A 15,736-nucleotide genomic window follows, 5' to 3' on the forward strand; every position below is an offset into this window, starting at 1 on the left:
CGAAGCGGATGCCGCGAGGACTCGGTCCTCGCGGCATCCTCTGTTTACGGGCGCCGCGTCCCGGGTTCGAAGTGCAGACGCATGACCGCCCGACGATTGCATGAGCATTTCGGCGGGATGGCACCGGCATCCGGCATCGCCTCATGCAGGTGCAGCAGTTCACGCACGAGCCCGTGCCAACGCAGCCAGAATCGCTGCCGCGACCACATCCCACGAGTACAAGATCATCGAGTAGTCGAAACGGAGCGTCTCGAAGCCGAGGCCGGACGCGATTGCGTCTCGCATGAGATCGCGATGCCGTTTCTCGGCACCCTCGTGGTTGTCGCGACCGTCGGCCTCGAGGATGACGCGACCCTCGATCACGAAGTCGACCCGCCCGACCCCGTCGACGACCACCTGAGTCCGCACGGCGACTCCGATGAGATGGAGCCTCAGCCGCACCAGGGATTCCAGGCCGCTCTCCGCGTCAGGACGTGCGAAGTCGACGAGCCAGCGCGCCGTCGCAGGAAGGGCGGAGCGGACGTGCGCACGCGCCGCAGCAGTCAGCATCCGCTTGTTCCAGGCCGACTCGTACGCAGCGAAGAAGAACTCCTCCCCGTAACAGGCGTATGCGTGTGTCAGCGCGACCTCGATCGGAGCGATGCCGACATCCATGCGTCCGCGGGTGAAGTGGGCGACGCAGCCGCACTGCTTCGGGTGATGGCGCCGCCCGCCGAGCCCCATCCAGACATGCACCTCCGTGGGAGCCTCCAGCGTCCACACCTCTCTAATCCTCAAGGCGCTCCCGCACGTGAGGGCGCCCCCGTGAGCCGCTGCCGCGACCACATCGGTCGCTGCTCCTCGAGATGCGAACACGCCAGAACGCACGCGGACGATAAGGCCCGCCCTGCACTCCGCTCCCAGCCGTGATCGGGAGCATCCGAAGGCCTGAAGCCGGGTTCCGCGTGCGACGCCTCCCAGGCGTCCGAGGAGCACATTGACGTCGATCATCGTTCGATGCTGGGGGCTCATGCCCGCTCGGATGGTCCACCTTCACGCAAACGGTGGACACGAGTGAAGCACAGGCCGCTGTGCAGGCCGACTGATCTGCTCCCCCGTCTCAGACGCATGATCTTCCGACGAATGCATGACCAAGAACGGCGAATCATCATGCGATCGGACGGTGTTCCTGCAAGCGGAGGGTGCTGCACCGAGCCGAAACAGCGGATGCCGCGAGGACCGAGTCCTCGCGGCATCCGCTGTTTCCGTCGTCAGCTGAGCTCTCCACCCTCCAGGAGCTCGGTGACGAGGGCTGCGATGGCCGAACGCTCCGACCGGGTCAGGGTCACGTGGCCGAACAGGTCGTGCCCCTTCAGGGTCTCGATCACGCTCGCGATGCCATCGTGACGGCCGACCCGCAGATTGTCGCGCTGGCCGACGTCATGGGTGAGGATGACCCGCGAGTTCTGTCCCATGCGGCTCAGCACCGTCAGGAGCACGTTCCGCTCGAGCGACTGGGCCTCGTCGACGATCACGAACGCGTCGTGAAGGGACCTTCCGCGGATGTGGGTCAGCGGGAGCACTTCGAGCAGTCCGCGCTCGACGACCTCCTCGATGACGTTGCCCGACACCACCGAGCCCAGTGTGTCGAAAACCGCCTGGCCCCAGGGCCCCATCTTCTCGCCCTGATCGCCCGGGAGGTAGCCGAGCTCCTGTCCACCGACCGCGAACAGCGGCCGGAACACGATGATCTTCTTCTGCTGCTGCCGTTCCAGCACCGCTTCGAGTCCTGCACACAGTGCGAGCGCCGACTTGCCGGTGCCCGCACGCCCGCCGAGCGAGACGATGCCCACCTCCTGGTCGAGCAGCAGATCGATCGCGATGCGCTGCTCCGCGGAGCGGCCGTGCATGCCGAAGATGTCGCGGTCGCCGCGCACGAGCCGGTACTCGCCGTCTCCCGTGACGCGACCGAGCGCCGACCCGCGCTCGGAGTGGATGATCAGGCCGGTGTTCACCGGAAGTCCCCGAGCCTGTTCGCTGATGCCGACCTCGCTCTCGTAGAGGTCGCTGATGTCGTCACCGGAGAGGTCGAGTGTCGAGATCCCGGTCCACCCGGAGTCCACCGCCTGCTCGGCGAGGTACTCCTCGGCACGCAGACCGAGAGAGGCGGCCTTGACGCGCATCGGCAGGTCCTTCGACACGATCGTGACGTCCTGGCCGTCCTGCGCCAGGTGCATCGCGACCGAGAGGATGCGGGTGTCGTTGTCGCTGAGGCGGATGCCGGCAGGAAGCACCGAGGAGTCGGTGTTCGCGAGTTCGACGCGGAGGGTGCCGCCCTCGCCGACCTCGACCGGGAAGTCCAGGCGTCCGTGCTCGATACGCAGATCGTCGAGGTGGCGCAGCGCCTGCCGCGCGAAGTAGCCGATCTCCGGATCGTGGCGTTTGCCCTCGAGCTCCGTGATCACGACGACGGGGAGGACGACCGAGTGCTCGGCGAACCGGAAGAACGCCTGCGGATCGCTCAGCAGCACGGACGTGTCGAGGACATACGTGCGCAGATCCTGATCCGGATCGGCGGAGGATGCTCGTCTCGTCGTCTTACGGGTGGACTGCTGCGCGGTGCTGGTGGCCTGCTGCGCTGTACGTGTGGTCACGACCCACTCCCGACCCGGGGAATCCCGGTAGTTCGAACGAGTCGACCAGGGGGTCACGAGTCGTCAACCTGAGGCCGACCCGACCGGGCGCCTTGCCCGATGCCTAGAACGTACGACCGTGCGGACGATTAACCCGGACTCGACACGCCAGCGTTTCGTTACGCACTGATGAACGTCTCGTTGCCGAACGCGCGCAGGGTGTCGTCGAGGAGCTCGAAGCTCGCGGCGTCCGTGCCCGCGTGCGGAGCGATGCGCACCGCCGCACCCCGCGCCGTCACGACGATCCCGGCGTTCGCGAGCGCGGCGGCCAGGCGCCCGCGTTCCGCCGGAGCGAGAGACACGATGCCGGCACGCTGATGGCGCTCGCGCGGGGAGCTCACCTCGATCCCGTGACGGTCGGCGATCTCGATCACGGTGTCGACGTTCTCGGCCAACCGTTCCTCGATGGCGGCGACACCGGCGTCGCGCACGTCCCGCACCCCGATGGCGAGTCGCCCTGCCGCGAGCGTGTCCGGCTGACTGACGGTGAAGGCGCGCGCGGACGGAGCGGGCGCCGGCAGCTCGTCGACGAACAGTCCGGGAGACGTCGTACCGGTGATCCCGGACAGCACCGGGGCGATGCGCTCCCGAGCGCGCGGGGAGAACCACCCGAACGCACTGCCGCGGCCGGCGCGCAACCACTTGTAGCCGTGCCCGACCACCACGTCGGCCACGGAGTAGTCGGCATCGATCACGCCGAAGGACTGGACGGCATCGACGATGAGCAGCCGATCGGGACCGATCGCCTCGCGAAGATCGGCGAGATCGGCGCGGAAGCCGGTGCGGAAGTCGACATGGCTCACGGCGAGTGCGACGACATCGTCATCGAGGGCGTCGGTCACCGCGTCAGGGGTCACGCGGCCGTCATCGGGGGTGATCCAGCGCGGCGTGACGGCGCACTGCGATGCCGTCGACGCGCGCTCCACCGTGAGGCTCACGCTCGGGAACTCGGCGGTGCTCGCGATCACTCCCCCGGTGAGACCGAACAGCGCGTGCATGAGCCCGTGCGTCGAAGAGGGCTGCAGCGTGACGTCGGCGGCATCGGCGCCCAGCAGCTCGGCGACGAGTTCCTGGGCTTGGCCGATACGCTCCCCGACGAGAGCAAGCGAGGAGGGCCGTCCGCTAGCCAGCAGGTCGGCATCGGCGAACACCTCTTCCCGGACCGACGGCGACAGCGGCCCGAAGGCAGCCCAGTTCAGGTAGCCGGACTCATTGTCGAAAGAGTCGATATAGTCCTGGAAAGTGCTCACTGCGTCATTGTGGCACGGCTCCGCTCGGACCCGTCGCCGCGTCAGCGCCCGAAGCGCCTGTCCCGATCGGCATAGTCCCGGATCGCACGCAGGAAGTCGACCTGACGGAGGTCCGGCCCCAGCGCCTCGACGAAGTAGAACTCGCTGTGCGCACTCTGCCAGAGGAGGAAATCGCTCAGCCGCTGCTCTCCACTGGTACGGATCACGAGATCGGGGTCGGGCTGTCCCCCGGTGTACAGGTGCTCGCCGATCATCTCGGGTGTGAGGTGGGCTGCGAGGTCTTCGAGCGTGCCGCCGGACGCCTCGTGCTTCGCGATGATGCTCCGCACCGCATCGACGATCTCGTTGCGTCCGCCGTACCCGACCGCCAGATTCACATGCAGCCCGGTGTGATCCTTCGTCCGCTGCTCCGCGTCGGAGAGCACTCGCGCGAGCTCGGCGGGGAGGATGTCGGAGCGGCCGACATGCTTCACCCGCCAGTTCCCCTCCAGGGACAGCGCCTCCGCCAGCTCCGCGATGATCTCGATGAGGTCGGCGAGCTCCGCCGAATCCCGTTTCCTCAGATTGTCGCTGGAGAGGAGATAGAGCGAGACGACCCGTACGCCGAGCTCGTCGCACCACTCCAGGAACTCGCGCATCTTCGCCGCGCCCGCTCGGTGTCCCTCCGCGGGCGTGTCCAACCCGAGCTGACGGGCCCATCGGCGATTGCCGTCGATCATCATCGCGACGTGGTGCGGCACACGAGCAGGATCGAGGTGACGACGCAGCCGACTCGTGTAGAGCCGGTACAGCGGCCCGCGCACCGGGCTCTCGCGTGGAATCACCCACCTACGCTACCGTGCCGCGGCCCTCCGCACCGTGTGGGAACGCTGGATATATGTGCCGTGTACGGTATGCGGGGCCGCCTAGAGTGAGCACGTGAGCACTCCCGAGCACTCCGGTCCCGACGTCCCTCAGCTGCCCCTCCTCGACGCAGCCGCCGCCGATGCGGCGACCGAGGTGAAACCGACCTGGCGAGGGTGGATCCACGCCGGCACGTTCCCCGTGGCGCTGATCGCCGGCGTCGTCCTGATCGTCGTGGCCGACGGCGCCGCGGCGAAGTGGGCATCCGCCGTGTTCATGCTCACGTCGCTGCTCCTCTTCGGCAACTCGGCGCTCTACCACCGCATCGACTGGAGCCCGAAGGTGAAGGTGCTGCTCAAGCGCATCGACCACGCCAACATCCTGCTGCTCATCGCCGGTACCTACACGCCACTGGCCGTGCTGGCGCTGCCACCGCAGAAGGGCGTCCTGCTCCTCTGCCTGGTGTGGGGCGGCACCCTCGTCGGCATCCTCTTCCGCGTCTTCTGGATCAATGCCCCGCGCTGGCTCTACGTCGCCCTTTACCTGCTGCTGGGCTGGGCTGCCGTGATGTACATCGTCGATCTGTTGAACGCGAACGTCGCGATGATGGTGCTGGTGATCGTCGGCGGTCTGCTCTACACGGGCGGCGCGATCGTCTACGCGCTCAAGAAGCCGAACCCCTGGCCGGGCCACTTCGGGTTCCACGAGATCTTCCACGTGTGCACGGTTCTCGCGTTCCTGTGCCACTGGACGGCGTGCCTGCTGATCGCGCTGGCGCCGCTTTCTCCCTCGCTGGGTGCGCCGTGACGCGCGATCAGCGCGCGGGCGAGTCGCCTTCGGGAGCGTCGGGCCCGTCCGAGGTCGGCGGCTCCGCTCCGGGTGCGGCCGTGCCGTCGGCGTGACGCGCCGCCTCTTCGGCATCCAGCTCGTCGCGTACCTCTTCGCGGTACCGGACACGGCGGATGCGACGGTTCATGTCCCAGATCAAGAGGATGACCGCGATCACGACAACGACGATCGCGGCGAAGCCCACGAACCCCGGGGTGACCGACACCGGGTCGACGGTCATGCTCGGCGTCGGCATCGGGGTCTCGGACAGAGAGAACATGAATCGGCCTTTCGTACGCAGGTCGCATAACCTGGTAACACCAGCCTAACGACCGGAAGACTCCCCTGTGACGACCGCACGAGACCTCGACGAACGCTATGGCCGAACCCGACGGCGGCGGACGCCCTGGATCGTCGGCGGCGCGGTCGCCCTGATCCTGCTCGGCGCGTTCGGTTGGATGACCGTCGCCCAGTCGATGGCATCGGTCGACGCCGACGATCTGGGCTTCGAGCTCGTCGACGAGCACTCGGTGAACATCACCTTCCAGGTCACCGGGGTGCAGGGCAAGAACGTCGTGTGCGCCGTCGAAGCGCTGGACGAGGAGTTCGGCGTCGTCGGCTGGAAGATCGTCGAGATCGAAGCAGGAGACAGCCACTCGCAGGCGCGTTCGGTCACCATCCCGACCGTCGCCGAAGCCACGACAGGTTTGGTGAACGCCTGCTGGGTCGCCTAGACTCATGCCAGACAGACGACGCCCCGGCACCGTGCCGGGGCGTCTTGGCATATCCCCCGCAGCATGCCGGAGGGATCCCGAAAGAAGGAGCTTCGTCATGTCCACCGATGCTCAGGTTCCCTTCCTCACGCAGGAAGCGTACGACCGGCTCGTCGCCGAGCTGGAGCACCTGTCCACTGTCGGCCGCGACGAGATCGCCAAGCGCATCGAGGCGGCCCGCGAAGAGGGCGACCTCAAGGAGAACGGCGGGTACCACGCCGCGAAGGACGAGCAGGGCAAGCAGGAGGCCCGCATCCGCACTCTGGAGGGTCTGCTGAAGACCGCCAAGGTGGGCGAGGCTCCCGCCAGCCGCGGGATCGTCGAGCCCGGAACCGTCGTCACCGCGCTCGTCGCCGGCGGCGAAGAGGTCTTCCTCCTCGGCAGCCGCGAGATCGCCGCAGGCAGCGACCTCGACGTGTACAGCGAGGCCAGCCCCCTCGGCCAGGCCATCCTCGGCCTCAAGGTCGGCGAGAAGTCCTCCTACGAGGCTCCCAACGGTCGCGACATCAGCGTCGAGATCGTGAACGTCGAGACCTACACCGGCTGAACCGCCATACGGAAGCGCCCCCTCCTCCGCTCGGATGAGGGGGCGCTTCCGTATGCGCGATCGGTCGTGCTCAATCCGGGACGAGGATCGGCTCGAAGCCGGCCAGACGCAGAGTGTCGAGCGTGTGCTCGGAGTGCTCGGGACCGCGTGTCTCGACGCTGAGCTCCAGGATCACCTCGCTGATCTGCAGCCCGTGGCCGTGACGCGTGTGCATGGCCTCGATCACGTTCGCTCCGGCCTCCGCGATCAGCTCGGACACGCGGGCGAGCTGGCCGGGCCGGTCGGGCAGCGGGATGCGGATCGTGAGGTATCGGCCGGACGCGGCGAGTCCGTGCGAGACGACCCGCTGCAGCAGGAGCGGGTCGATGTTGCCGCCGGACAGCACGGCCATGGTGGTCCCCGTCGCAGTGACCTTGCCCGCGAGGATGGCTGCGACGCCCGCGGCACCTGCGGGCTCGACCACGACCTTCGCCTGCTCGAGGAGGATGAGGATGGCTCGCGCCAGATCATCGTCCGAGACCGTTACCACCTCGTCGACGAGGTCCTTGATGATGTCGAACGGGATCGCGCCGGGACGTGCGACCAGGATGCCGTCGGCGATGGTCGGCCTCGTCACGATGTCGACGGGCTCTCCCGCCTCGAGCGACGGCGGCACCGCGGCGGCGTTCTCCGCCTGCACGCCGATGATCCTGACCGAGCGTCCGAGTTCGGCGGCACGGGCCTTGACGGCTGCGGCGACCCCGGCGATGAGACCTCCACCGCCGATGCCGAGCACGACGGTGTCGACCTCGGGCGCGTCCTCCAGGAGTTCGAGCCCGAGCGTGCCCTGCCCGATCACCACGTCGCGGTGATCGAACGGATGGATCAGCACCGCGCCGGTGCGCTCGGAGAACTCGGCGGCGAGACGCAGCGAGGTCGCCACCGTCTCCCCCTCCAGCACCACTTCCGCTCCGTAGCCGCGAGTGGCGAGCAGCTTCGGCACCGGCACGCCCAAGGGCATGAAGATCGTCGCGGGGATACCGAGCGCTTGGGCGGCGAGGGCCACTCCCTGCGCATGGTTGCCGGCGGACGCCGCCACCACGCCCCTCGCGCGCTCCTCGGCGCTCAGCTTGGACAACCGGTAGGCCGCCCCGCGGATCTTGAAGGAGCCCGTGCGCTGGAGATTCTCCATCTTGAGCAGGACGGGAGCCCCGAGGATGTCGGAGAGGGCCCGCGACGGCAGCGAAGGAGTGTGCGAGATCACCTCAGCCAGACTCTGAGCGGCGTGCTCGAACTCGGTCAGGCTGGGGACTGCGCTCATCGATTCCTCCGTCTCCGCTCGCGCGGAACTGTGCTCCAGATCAGGTCTCCGCTCGGTCCGACGCCGGTGCGCCAGGAACCCGAGCTGATGGTCACGGCGGCGACGTTGACGAAGGCCGCCAACGGGACCGCGAACAGGGCGCCGGGGATTCCGGCGATCATCGCTCCCCCGGCCACGACGAGCACGACGGCGAGCGGGTGCACCTTGACCGCGGAGCCCATCATGATCGGCTGCAGGATGTGTCCCTCGATCTGCTGGACCGCCAGCACCACGACGAGCATCCACAGAGCGATCCACGGCCCGTTGTAGACGAGCGCGAGGAAGACGGCGACCGCGCCGGTCACCACGGCACCGACGATCGGGATGAAGGAGCCGAGGAACACGAGCACGGCCACAGGGAGCGCGAGCGGAACCTGCAGCAGGAAGGCGCCGAGGCCGATGCCGATCGCGTCGATGGTGGCCACGAACAGCTGCGTGCGCGCGTAGTTGACGATCGTGGTCCAGCCGTTGCGGGCGGCGCCGTCGACGGCCGGGCGGGCGCGGCGCGGGAAGATCTTGAGGGTCCAGCGCCAGATGCCCGCGCCGTCGGCCAGCAGGCAGATGAGGATGAACAGGGCGAGCAGGGCACCCGTGGCGACGTGACCGACGGTCGTGCCGATCGCGAGTGCGCCCGTCCAGAGCACCTGCGCCTGTTCGCTGATGAGGTCCAGACCCTGCTGCAGGTAGTCGGCGATCTGCGTGTCCGAGAGGTTGAGCGGCCCGTCGTGCAGCCACACCTGGAACTGATCGAACGCCTCGGTCGACCGCTCCTGCACGTCGGGAAGCTGTGCGCGCACCTGCCAGACGACGAGCCACATCAGCCCGGTGACGATGGCGGCCGTCCCGATGAGCGAGATGGCGATCGCCAGCCATCGCGGGAGGCCGCGACGCAGCATCCACGAGAACGCGGGCCACAGCAGCGCCGTGATGAGGATGCCGACCATGAGAGGGATGACCAGGAGCTTGAGCAGCATCACGAGCCAGATGAAGACGCCGATCGCAGCGGCGATGATCAGCAGCCGCCAGGCGTAGCTGGCGGTGATCCGCAGCGGCAGGGGCACGGTCTCGTCGGCCTCGGTCGTCACGGTGCGGTCGGTGGAGACCGGGCGCGGACGGAAGAGATCACGCAGCCGGGGTCGCTGGTCGTCGCTCATCGCCCAAGTCTAAGGTCATGCCGTATGCCGTCGAACGCATCTTTCCGCGCGCGGAGCGATGTCGGCGCCCGGCGCTACCCTGGCGAGGTGACAGACTCCCTCAGCTCGACCCAGGCACGTCGCATCGCGCTGGCCGCTCAGGGGTTCACCCGCGCACGACCGTCGACGGTCGCGGGGCGGCATGTGCACCGGGTCATGGACCGGCTTGGAGTCCTGCAGATCGACTCCGTGAACGTGTTCGCGCGATCGCACTACCTCCCGCTGTTCTCGCGGCTCGGCGCGTACGACCCTGCGCTGCTCGACCGCATCTTCCTCTCCCGCACGACGCACTACGTCGAGTACCTCGCCCACGAAGCCACCTTCATCCCGCTCGAGGACTGGCCGCTGTGGCGCTTCCGCATGGACGACTTCCGCCGGCGCTGGGCGGGCGAGGACTCCTGGATGAGCAGCAACGCCCGCACCGTGCGGTGGGTGACGGACGAACTGCGTGCGCGCGGCCCGTTGCGACCGGCCGACCTCCGCGAAGACGCACCGCGGGAGCGCGGCACCTGGTGGGACTGGGACGATGTGAAGCTCGCGCTCGAGCACCTGTGGCGCACCGGCGATGTGGCGATCAGCGGGCGGCGCGGATTCGAGCGCACGTACGCGCTGGCGGAGCATGTCATCCCCGACGCCATCCGCTCACGAGAGGTGTCCCGGGCCGAGGCCATCCTCGAGCTGACCCGGCGCGCGGCGCGGTCGAGCGGCGTCGCCACGCAGTCGGATCTCGCCGACTACTACCGCATTCGCGACCGCGCCGCAGTCGCCCGCTCGATCGCCGAGCTCGTGGATTCGGGTGAGCTGATCCCGGTGAAGGTGCGGGGTTGGGAACGCGGCGGGCGCCCTCTCCCCGCCTGGCGACATCAGGATGCTGTGCTGCCCCGCAGGGTCGATACGGCGGCGATCCTGACGCCGTTCGACCCGGTGGTGTGGTTCCGCGACAGGGCGCTCCGTGCGTTCGACCTCGACTATCGCATCGAGATCTACGTGCCGGCCGAGAAGCGCCGATTCGGCTACTACTCCCTGCCGGTACTCGTCGGCGACCGCATCGTCGCGCGGGTGGACCTCAAGGCCGATCGGACCACATCGACGCTGCAGGTGCAATCTGCCTGGTGGGAGCCGCAGGCCCATCCCGGCGACGCGGAGCCGATCGCCCGTGAACTCGCACTCGCCGCCGCCTGGCAGGGTCTGGAGCACATCTCGGTGTCCGGTTGGGGTGACGCCACCGCGGCGCTTCACGCGGCCTTGGCCTCGGGCACGGAAACAGGTCCGGCCGTGCGCCGCCACCTGCATCCCCGAGAGAGTCCCGCATGAGCAGGGCCCGGCGGCGCTGGGTGATCGGCGGCGCCGCGGTCGTCGTCGTCCTCCTCGCCGCAGGGGTGTGGCTCTGGCAATCCTCCGCGCGGTCGACCACACCGGAGGAAGCAGCGCTCGAATACCTCCGGGCCCTGGAGTCCGGCGATGCCGATGCCGTGCAGGCCACCGGGATCGTCGTCACGGAGGCCGCACTCGACGCCTTCGACGCCGCGAGCGCGCTGGTCCGAGACCCTGAGGTCACGCGTGTGCGACACGGCAGCGGCAGCACGGCGGCGGCGGCGGAGGTCTCGTTCGAGCTCGATGGAGACCTCCACGACGCCGTGCTCGCGCTCGACATGGTCGACGGCCGGTGGCGTGTCGACTCCTCGGGACTCGGCAGCGTGACCGTCGACTCGACCGTCGGTGCTTCCGTCGCGATCGGCACCGCCGCTCTCCCCACAGGGCAAGAGGTTGCTCTCCTCCCCGCGATGTACCCGGTCTCTGCGGCGCCGTCGACGCTGCTCGAAGGCGAGAGCGCGGTGACGGTCATGCCCGCCGCCGAGGTCACGACCGTGGTCGATGCCACGCTGCGCCCGGAGGCGACGGCGGTCGCTCAAGACGACGTGGACGACATCGTCGAAGCCTGCACCGTTCCCGGGACCGAGGTGCCGGAGGGGTGCGGACTGCGCATCCCGTGGGGGACGGAGTTCCGTGACGTCGAGGAGTTCCGCTACCGGGTCGAGGAGACTCCCGCCGTCACTCTCACCCCGACAGGCTTCACGGCGGACGGCGGGGTGCTGGTGGTCACCGTGACGGGGACGGGCGCAGACGGCGCCGAGCGGACGACGACGTACCGCACGGACTCCTGGACGCTTCGCGGCGACGTGTCCTTCACCGCCGACGACCTCGTGCTCTCGCCGTGGTGAGCCGTCGCAGAACCGTTCGTCAGAACTGCACGCGCGGGGGCTCCGAGATGGCGCTGCTGTCGGCGACCTCGAAGAACTCTCGCTCGGTGAATCCCAGCCCCTTGGCGAACAGGTTGTTGGGGAAGACCTTGATCTTGGTGTTGAGCTCGCGCACGCCGCCGTTGTAGAACCGGCGCGCCGCCTGGATCTTGTCCTCGGTGTCGACCAGAGCCTGCTGCACCTGGAGGAAGTTGGTGCTCGCCTGCAGCTGCGGATACGCCTCAGCGACCGCGAACAGGCTGCGCAGAGCCTGCTGCAGGTGGCCCTCTGCGATACCGGCTTCACCGGGCCCTCCCGCCGACAGCGTCTCGGCACGCGCACGGGTGACGTTCTCGAAGACCGCCTTCTCGTGGGAGGCGTAGCCCTTCACCGTCTCGATGAGGTTGGGGATGAGGTCGGCTCGTCGCTTGAGCTGCACGGTGATGCCGCTCCACGCCTCGTCTACGCGCACATTCAGCTGCACCAGCGAGTTGTACGTGGCCCACAGATAGATGCCGACGAGCAGGATCACTCCGACAACGATCAGTACCGGCACGAGCCATTCCATCAGAGGCCCACCCTTCCTCGTGTTTCTCTCATCCTAGACGCGCAGCCTGCACGTGGACTGGGCATGCGCGGCACCCGCCGCAGTCGGTTCAGCTGCCGAGCACCCGTTCGAGATAGCGGTTCCCGAACCGACGTTCCGGGTCGAGCCGATCGCGCAATCCGAGGAAATCGTCGAAGCGTGGATACCGCTCCCGGAGTGTCTCCGCGGTCAGCGTGTGCAGCTTGCCCCAGTGCGGACGTCCGCCGAACTCGTGCATGATCTCCTCCACCGCTCCGAAGTACTCCGTGGGGTCGGCTCGCCAGTACCGATGCACGGCGACGTACGCACTGTCGCGCCCGTGAGCCGTGGAGAGCCAGCGATCGTCAGCTGCGGCGAAACGCACTTCGATCGGGAACTCGATCCGCCAGCCGCGCCGGGCGATGAGCGCCCTGACCGCCTGGAACGCCGCCACGACGTTCTCGGCCGGGATCGCGTACTCCATCTCCCGGAAGCGCACGGTCCGGCTCTGGATGAGCACGCGATGCGACAGCTCGGTGTACTCGCGATCGCCGGTGAGCTTGACCGCGAGCCGACTGAACGACGGCGTGATCGCCGGGACGACCTGACCGGCTGCGCACACGACGCGGTAGACGCCGTTCGAGAGCAGCGTCTCGTCGATCCATCGCCCGACCACAGGGAGCGGCTTGCGGACCGTCGCTTCCGGAAGACGCGTCTGGCGCTTCGTCAGGGCGACGTCGGTGTGCGGGAACCAGTAGAACTCGAAGTGGTCGGATGCGGCGACGCGCTCGTCGAGGGTGGCGAGCACCTCGTCCAGAGGGACCGGCTCGTCGATGGCGTGCATCACGAACGCGGGCACGCACTGCAGCGTCACCTCGACGATGATGCCGAGGGCGCCGAGTCCCAGTGCCACCGCGGGCAGGAGCTCACTCTCGTGCTCCTCGTCGATCCGGAGGAACTCGCCCGCGGCCGTGACCATCGTGACGCCGACGACCTGGGTGGCGAGGCCGCCGTATCCGGCTCCCGTGCCGTGGGTGCCTGTGGAGATCGCTCCGGCGATGGACTGGCGATCGATGTCCCCCAGGTTCTCCATCGCGAGTCCGTACGGCGCCAGGAGCCCGGGGATCCGGTGCAGGCGCGTTCCGGCGAGCAAGGTCACCCTGCCCGTGTCGGCATCGGCGGAGACGAGGCCCTGCAGGTCGTCGAGTTCGAGAAGCACACCAGGAGCGATGGCGATGCCGGTGAAGCTGTGACCGGCCCCCACCGCCTTCACGGGCAGTCCGTGCTTGACCGCGGCGATGACCGCGCGCTGCACGCCCTCCGGGCTGCGCGGCCGCTCCACGCGCACGGGACGCACGGACGCCGAGCGACCCCAGTTCTGCCAGGTGCCGCCGATTCTCGTCACAGGAAGGCCTTTCCCTCGCCGCGGTACGTCGGCAGCTCGTCGATGACCTCGTCCCCGGAGATCAGGTGGTAGCTCTCGATGCGCTCTGCCGGCTCACCGCTCTTGGCGTGACGGAACCAGACACGGTCTCCCACGCCGAGCGACGCGGCCGCCGGTCCCTGCAACGGCGTCTGCACCTCGCCCGCGGCTTCGCGGGAGAGGGTGCGGAGGCCCTGGGGCCACACGGCTCGCGGCTGCCGGGAAGCCACCGCGGGGCCGGAGGCGATCCATCCGCCTCCGAGCACCGTGGCGATGTCGGCGGCAGGGCGGCGCACCACATCGAACGCGAACGCGGAGGCGGGTGCGGGCCGGAACGACCGGTAGCCGTCGAAGAGGTGCCCGCCGAGGAGCCCGCTGCCTGCGCTCGCCTCGGTGAGGGATTCGTCGCTTCCCGTGAATTCGAGCGAGCCCGTCCCCCCGCCGTTGAGGATCTCCAAGGGTGCCACGGACCCGACTGCGGCGACGATCTCGGCTCGACGCTCACGCAGCTCGCTGCGCGAGCGCGCCTGCACCATGCGGATGAGCGGCGCATCGGGACCGGCGTCATCGCCCTGACCGGCGATCTGCGCGTCGTACATCTGCAGTCCGACGAGGCGGAACCCTGGGCGCGCGACCACCTTTCGGGCGAAAGCGGCGACCTCGCCCGCGCTGAACAGAGCGGAGCGGCGCACTCCGATGTGGCCGAGGATCGAGGACCGCCAGGAGGCATCGACATCGATGGCGACCCGGAGCTCGGGGCGCGACCGGGGGCCCGCGACGCTGTCGATCAGATCGAGGTGCACGAGGTCGTCGACCATCAGCGTGATGCGCCGCGCGGCCTGCTCGTCGGCGAAGAGCCGCGCCAGTCCCGCACGGTCCACGGTCGGGTAGCCCAGCATGATGTCGTCGTGCGTCTCGGCGAGCCAGAGCGCCTCTTCGAGGGTGAAGGCGAGGATGCCGCGGAACCCCGGCAGCTTCAGCACGGCGTCGAGCACGGAACGCACCCGGACGGACTTCGAGGCGACGCGGATCGGCAGTCCACCGGCGCGCACCAGAAGATCCATCGCGTTGTAGCGGAGTGCCTCGCGGTCGATCACCGCCACCGGGGCCGGGAGGTGTCCTGTCGCCGCGGACAGGCGCGGCCAGTAACGGGCCGGGTCCTCCCACTCGGGGGCGACCGCGGGGGCACCGTGGACGGGGCTCAGTTCATCGATGAGGTCGAGCACTCCCCCACCCTAAGGCCTCTCGGACTCCGGTTCACCCCTGACGGCACGGCGTCGCAGTCGAGCGCGACGATAGGCTGACCCGGAGGCCCCCGTAGCCCAATGGCAGAGGCAGGCGACTTAAAATCGCTTCAGTCTGGGTTCGAGTCCCAGCGGGGGCACCGCCGATGCTCAGTCCTCCCCCTGCGCGACCGCTTTCCGCTCACCCGCAGCCTCCCGGATCCGGCGCACGATCAGGACGACGAGAGCTATCGCGATGGCGGAATAGACGGCGTAGTCGAGATAGCCGAGGTACTGCTCCAGCTGTTCGTGCTGGGTGCCCAAGGCCGCTCCGACTCCGAGTAGAAGTGCGTTCCACAGCCCGCTCCCGATGATCGTGTAGACGCTGAAGGTCACGAGGTTCATCCGCGACGCGCCTGCGGGAATCGAGATGAGACTGCGGACACCGGGAACCATGCGTCCGACCAGGACGGTCCAGCCACCGCTGCGCACGAACCACTCGGACCCGCGTTCGAGGTCCGAGCGACTCACGAGCTTCGTGGCAGCGAGCATCCGCACCGCCCGGTCCATGCCGATCGCCGCACCGAGCCAGTACAGCAGCAGCGCCCCCAGCCATGACGCCGCGGTGCTCCAGAAGATCAGCCACCCGAGATTCAGGGAGCCGCTCTGGCTCAGGTACCCCGCGAAGGGCAGGATGACCTCGCTCGGGATCGGAGGCACGAGCACCTCGAGGAAGACGAGCACGCCGACGCCGACATCTCCGAGGGCTGTGAGGACGTCGGCGGCGAATCCGGTGAGGCCGGTGAAACCGTGTTCGGCGGCAGCGGTGCGGATCATGCG

Annotated in this window: 16 protein-coding genes and 1 tRNA gene; 6 read left to right on the forward strand and 11 right to left on the reverse strand. The window is 68.6% G+C overall.

Going from position 1 to position 15,736, the window contains the following annotated elements; all coding sequences use genetic code 11:
• Positions 1-159 precede the first annotated feature (159 nt).
• From AB4070_RS05530 to AB4070_RS05545, 4 genes are all read right to left on the reverse strand, one after another.
• Positions 160-762, reverse strand: a complete 603-nt coding sequence (locus AB4070_RS05530; protein ID WP_441979239.1) for a DUF559 domain-containing protein — start codon at positions 760-762, stop codon at positions 160-162.
• Positions 763-1,250: 488 nt separating this feature from the next.
• The gene (locus AB4070_RS05535) at positions 1,251-2,633 is read right to left on the reverse strand and encodes a PhoH family protein (protein WP_046749845.1); all 1,383 of its coding nucleotides are present in this window, start codon (positions 2,631-2,633) and stop codon (positions 1,251-1,253) included.
• A 158-nt stretch (positions 2,634-2,791) separates the two neighbouring features.
• Positions 2,792-3,922, reverse strand: a complete 1,131-nt coding sequence (locus tag AB4070_RS05540) for an aminotransferase class V-fold PLP-dependent enzyme (RefSeq protein WP_441979240.1) — start codon at positions 3,920-3,922, stop codon at positions 2,792-2,794.
• Between the two features lie 41 nt (positions 3,923-3,963).
• A complete protein-coding gene (locus AB4070_RS05545; protein ID WP_046749846.1) occupies positions 3,964-4,743 on the reverse strand; it encodes an isoprenyl transferase in 780 nt (259 codons plus the stop codon).
• 97 nt (positions 4,744-4,840) lie between these two features.
• Here AB4070_RS05545 and trhA point away from each other — a divergent pair, with 97 nt between their 5' ends.
• On the forward strand, positions 4,841-5,572 hold the full coding sequence (gene trhA, locus AB4070_RS05550; protein WP_441979241.1) for a PAQR family membrane homeostasis protein TrhA: 732 nt from the start codon (positions 4,841-4,843) through the stop codon (positions 5,570-5,572).
• Positions 5,573-5,579: 7 nt separating this feature from the next.
• On the opposite strand, the gene AB4070_RS05555 is transcribed toward trhA, so the two are convergent.
• The gene (locus AB4070_RS05555) at positions 5,580-5,873 is read right to left on the reverse strand and encodes a hypothetical protein (RefSeq protein WP_441979242.1); all 294 of its coding nucleotides are present in this window, start codon (positions 5,871-5,873) and stop codon (positions 5,580-5,582) included.
• Between the two features lie 67 nt (positions 5,874-5,940).
• Here AB4070_RS05555 and AB4070_RS05560 point away from each other — a divergent pair, with 67 nt between their 5' ends.
• A complete protein-coding gene (locus tag AB4070_RS05560; protein ID WP_441979243.1) occupies positions 5,941-6,327 on the forward strand; it encodes a DUF4307 domain-containing protein in 387 nt (128 codons plus the stop codon).
• Positions 6,328-6,424: 97 nt separating this feature from the next.
• Entirely contained in the window at positions 6,425-6,913 is a 489-nt protein-coding gene (gene greA / locus AB4070_RS05565; protein WP_045262727.1) for a transcription elongation factor GreA, read from the forward strand.
• Positions 6,914-6,983: 70 nt separating this feature from the next.
• Here greA and ilvA read toward each other — a convergent pair whose 3' ends face one another.
• Both ilvA and AB4070_RS05575 read right to left on the reverse strand, forming a co-directional pair.
• A complete protein-coding gene (ilvA, locus tag AB4070_RS05570; RefSeq protein ID WP_046749628.1) occupies positions 6,984-8,213 on the reverse strand; it encodes a threonine ammonia-lyase in 1,230 nt (409 codons plus the stop codon).
• Positions 8,210-9,406: an AI-2E family transporter gene (locus tag AB4070_RS05575; protein ID WP_046749629.1), complete on the reverse strand. Its 1,197-nt coding sequence runs from the start codon at positions 9,404-9,406 to the stop codon at positions 8,210-8,212. Before AB4070_RS05575 ends, ilvA begins: the two co-directional genes overlap by 4 nt.
• An 87-nt stretch (positions 9,407-9,493) precedes the next feature.
• On the opposite strand from AB4070_RS05575, the gene AB4070_RS05580 reads away from it, so the two are divergent.
• The gene (locus AB4070_RS05580; protein ID WP_441979244.1) at positions 9,494-10,759 is read left to right on the forward strand and encodes a winged helix-turn-helix domain-containing protein; all 1,266 of its coding nucleotides are present in this window, start codon (positions 9,494-9,496) and stop codon (positions 10,757-10,759) included.
• On the forward strand, positions 10,756-11,667 hold the full coding sequence (locus AB4070_RS05585) for a hypothetical protein (RefSeq protein ID WP_441979245.1): 912 nt from the start codon (positions 10,756-10,758) through the stop codon (positions 11,665-11,667). Before AB4070_RS05580 ends, AB4070_RS05585 begins: the two co-directional genes overlap by 4 nt.
• A gap of 19 nt (positions 11,668-11,686) precedes the next feature.
• Here the strand turns inward: AB4070_RS05585 and AB4070_RS05590 are convergent, their stop codons facing one another.
• The 3 genes from AB4070_RS05590 to AB4070_RS05600 all read right to left on the reverse strand — a co-directional run bounded on the left by AB4070_RS05590 (position 11,687) and on the right by AB4070_RS05600 (position 14,899).
• Positions 11,687-12,253, reverse strand: coding sequence for a LemA family protein (locus tag AB4070_RS05590; RefSeq protein ID WP_046749632.1), 567 nt, complete (start codon positions 12,251-12,253; stop codon positions 11,687-11,689).
• An 88-nt stretch (positions 12,254-12,341) separates the two neighbouring features.
• A complete protein-coding gene (locus AB4070_RS05595; RefSeq protein ID WP_441979246.1) occupies positions 12,342-13,655 on the reverse strand; it encodes a D-arabinono-1,4-lactone oxidase in 1,314 nt (437 codons plus the stop codon).
• Complete coding sequence (locus AB4070_RS05600) at positions 13,652-14,899, reverse strand: amino acid deaminase/aldolase (protein WP_441979247.1); 1,248 nt, start codon at positions 14,897-14,899, stop codon at positions 13,652-13,654. The genes AB4070_RS05595 and AB4070_RS05600 overlap by 4 nt, the downstream gene beginning before the upstream one ends.
• Positions 14,900-14,984: 85 nt before the next feature.
• Between AB4070_RS05600 and AB4070_RS05605 the strand changes: the two genes are divergently transcribed.
• Positions 14,985-15,057 (forward strand) — tRNA-Leu (locus AB4070_RS05605).
• Positions 15,058-15,067: 10 nt separating this feature from the next.
• Here AB4070_RS05605 and AB4070_RS05610 read toward each other — a convergent pair.
• A complete protein-coding gene (locus tag AB4070_RS05610; protein WP_441979248.1) occupies positions 15,068-15,733 on the reverse strand; it encodes a DedA family protein in 666 nt (221 codons plus the stop codon).
• Positions 15,734-15,736: the final 3 nt, after the last annotated feature.

The organism is Microbacterium sp. 2RAF4 (genome assembly GCF_052115285.1).
Lineage (GTDB): Bacteria > Actinomycetota > Actinomycetes > Actinomycetales > Microbacteriaceae > Microbacterium > Microbacterium oxydans.

Excerpts from the sequence above, each read along its gene's own strand:
- AB4070_RS05585 (WP_441979245.1), top strand. The coding sequence starts at position 10,756 with ATGAGCAGGGCCCGGCGGCGCTGGGTGATCGGCGGCGCCGCGGTCGTC.
- greA (WP_045262727.1), top strand. The coding sequence starts at position 6,425 with ATGTCCACCGATGCTCAGGTTCCCTTCCTCACGCAGGAAGCGTACGAC.
- AB4070_RS05575 (WP_046749629.1), bottom strand. The coding sequence starts at position 9,406 with ATGAGCGACGACCAGCGACCCCGGCTGCGTGATCTCTTCCGTCCGCGC.
- ilvA (WP_046749628.1), bottom strand. The coding sequence starts at position 8,213 with ATGAGCGCAGTCCCCAGCCTGACCGAGTTCGAGCACGCCGCTCAGAGT.
- AB4070_RS05610 (WP_441979248.1), bottom strand. The coding sequence starts at position 15,733 with ATGATCCGCACCGCTGCCGCCGAACACGGTTTCACCGGCCTCACCGGA.
- AB4070_RS05555 (WP_441979242.1), bottom strand. The coding sequence starts at position 5,873 with ATGTTCTCTCTGTCCGAGACCCCGATGCCGACGCCGAGCATGACCGTC.
- AB4070_RS05590 (WP_046749632.1), bottom strand. The coding sequence starts at position 12,253 with ATGGAATGGCTCGTGCCGGTACTGATCGTTGTCGGAGTGATCCTGCTC.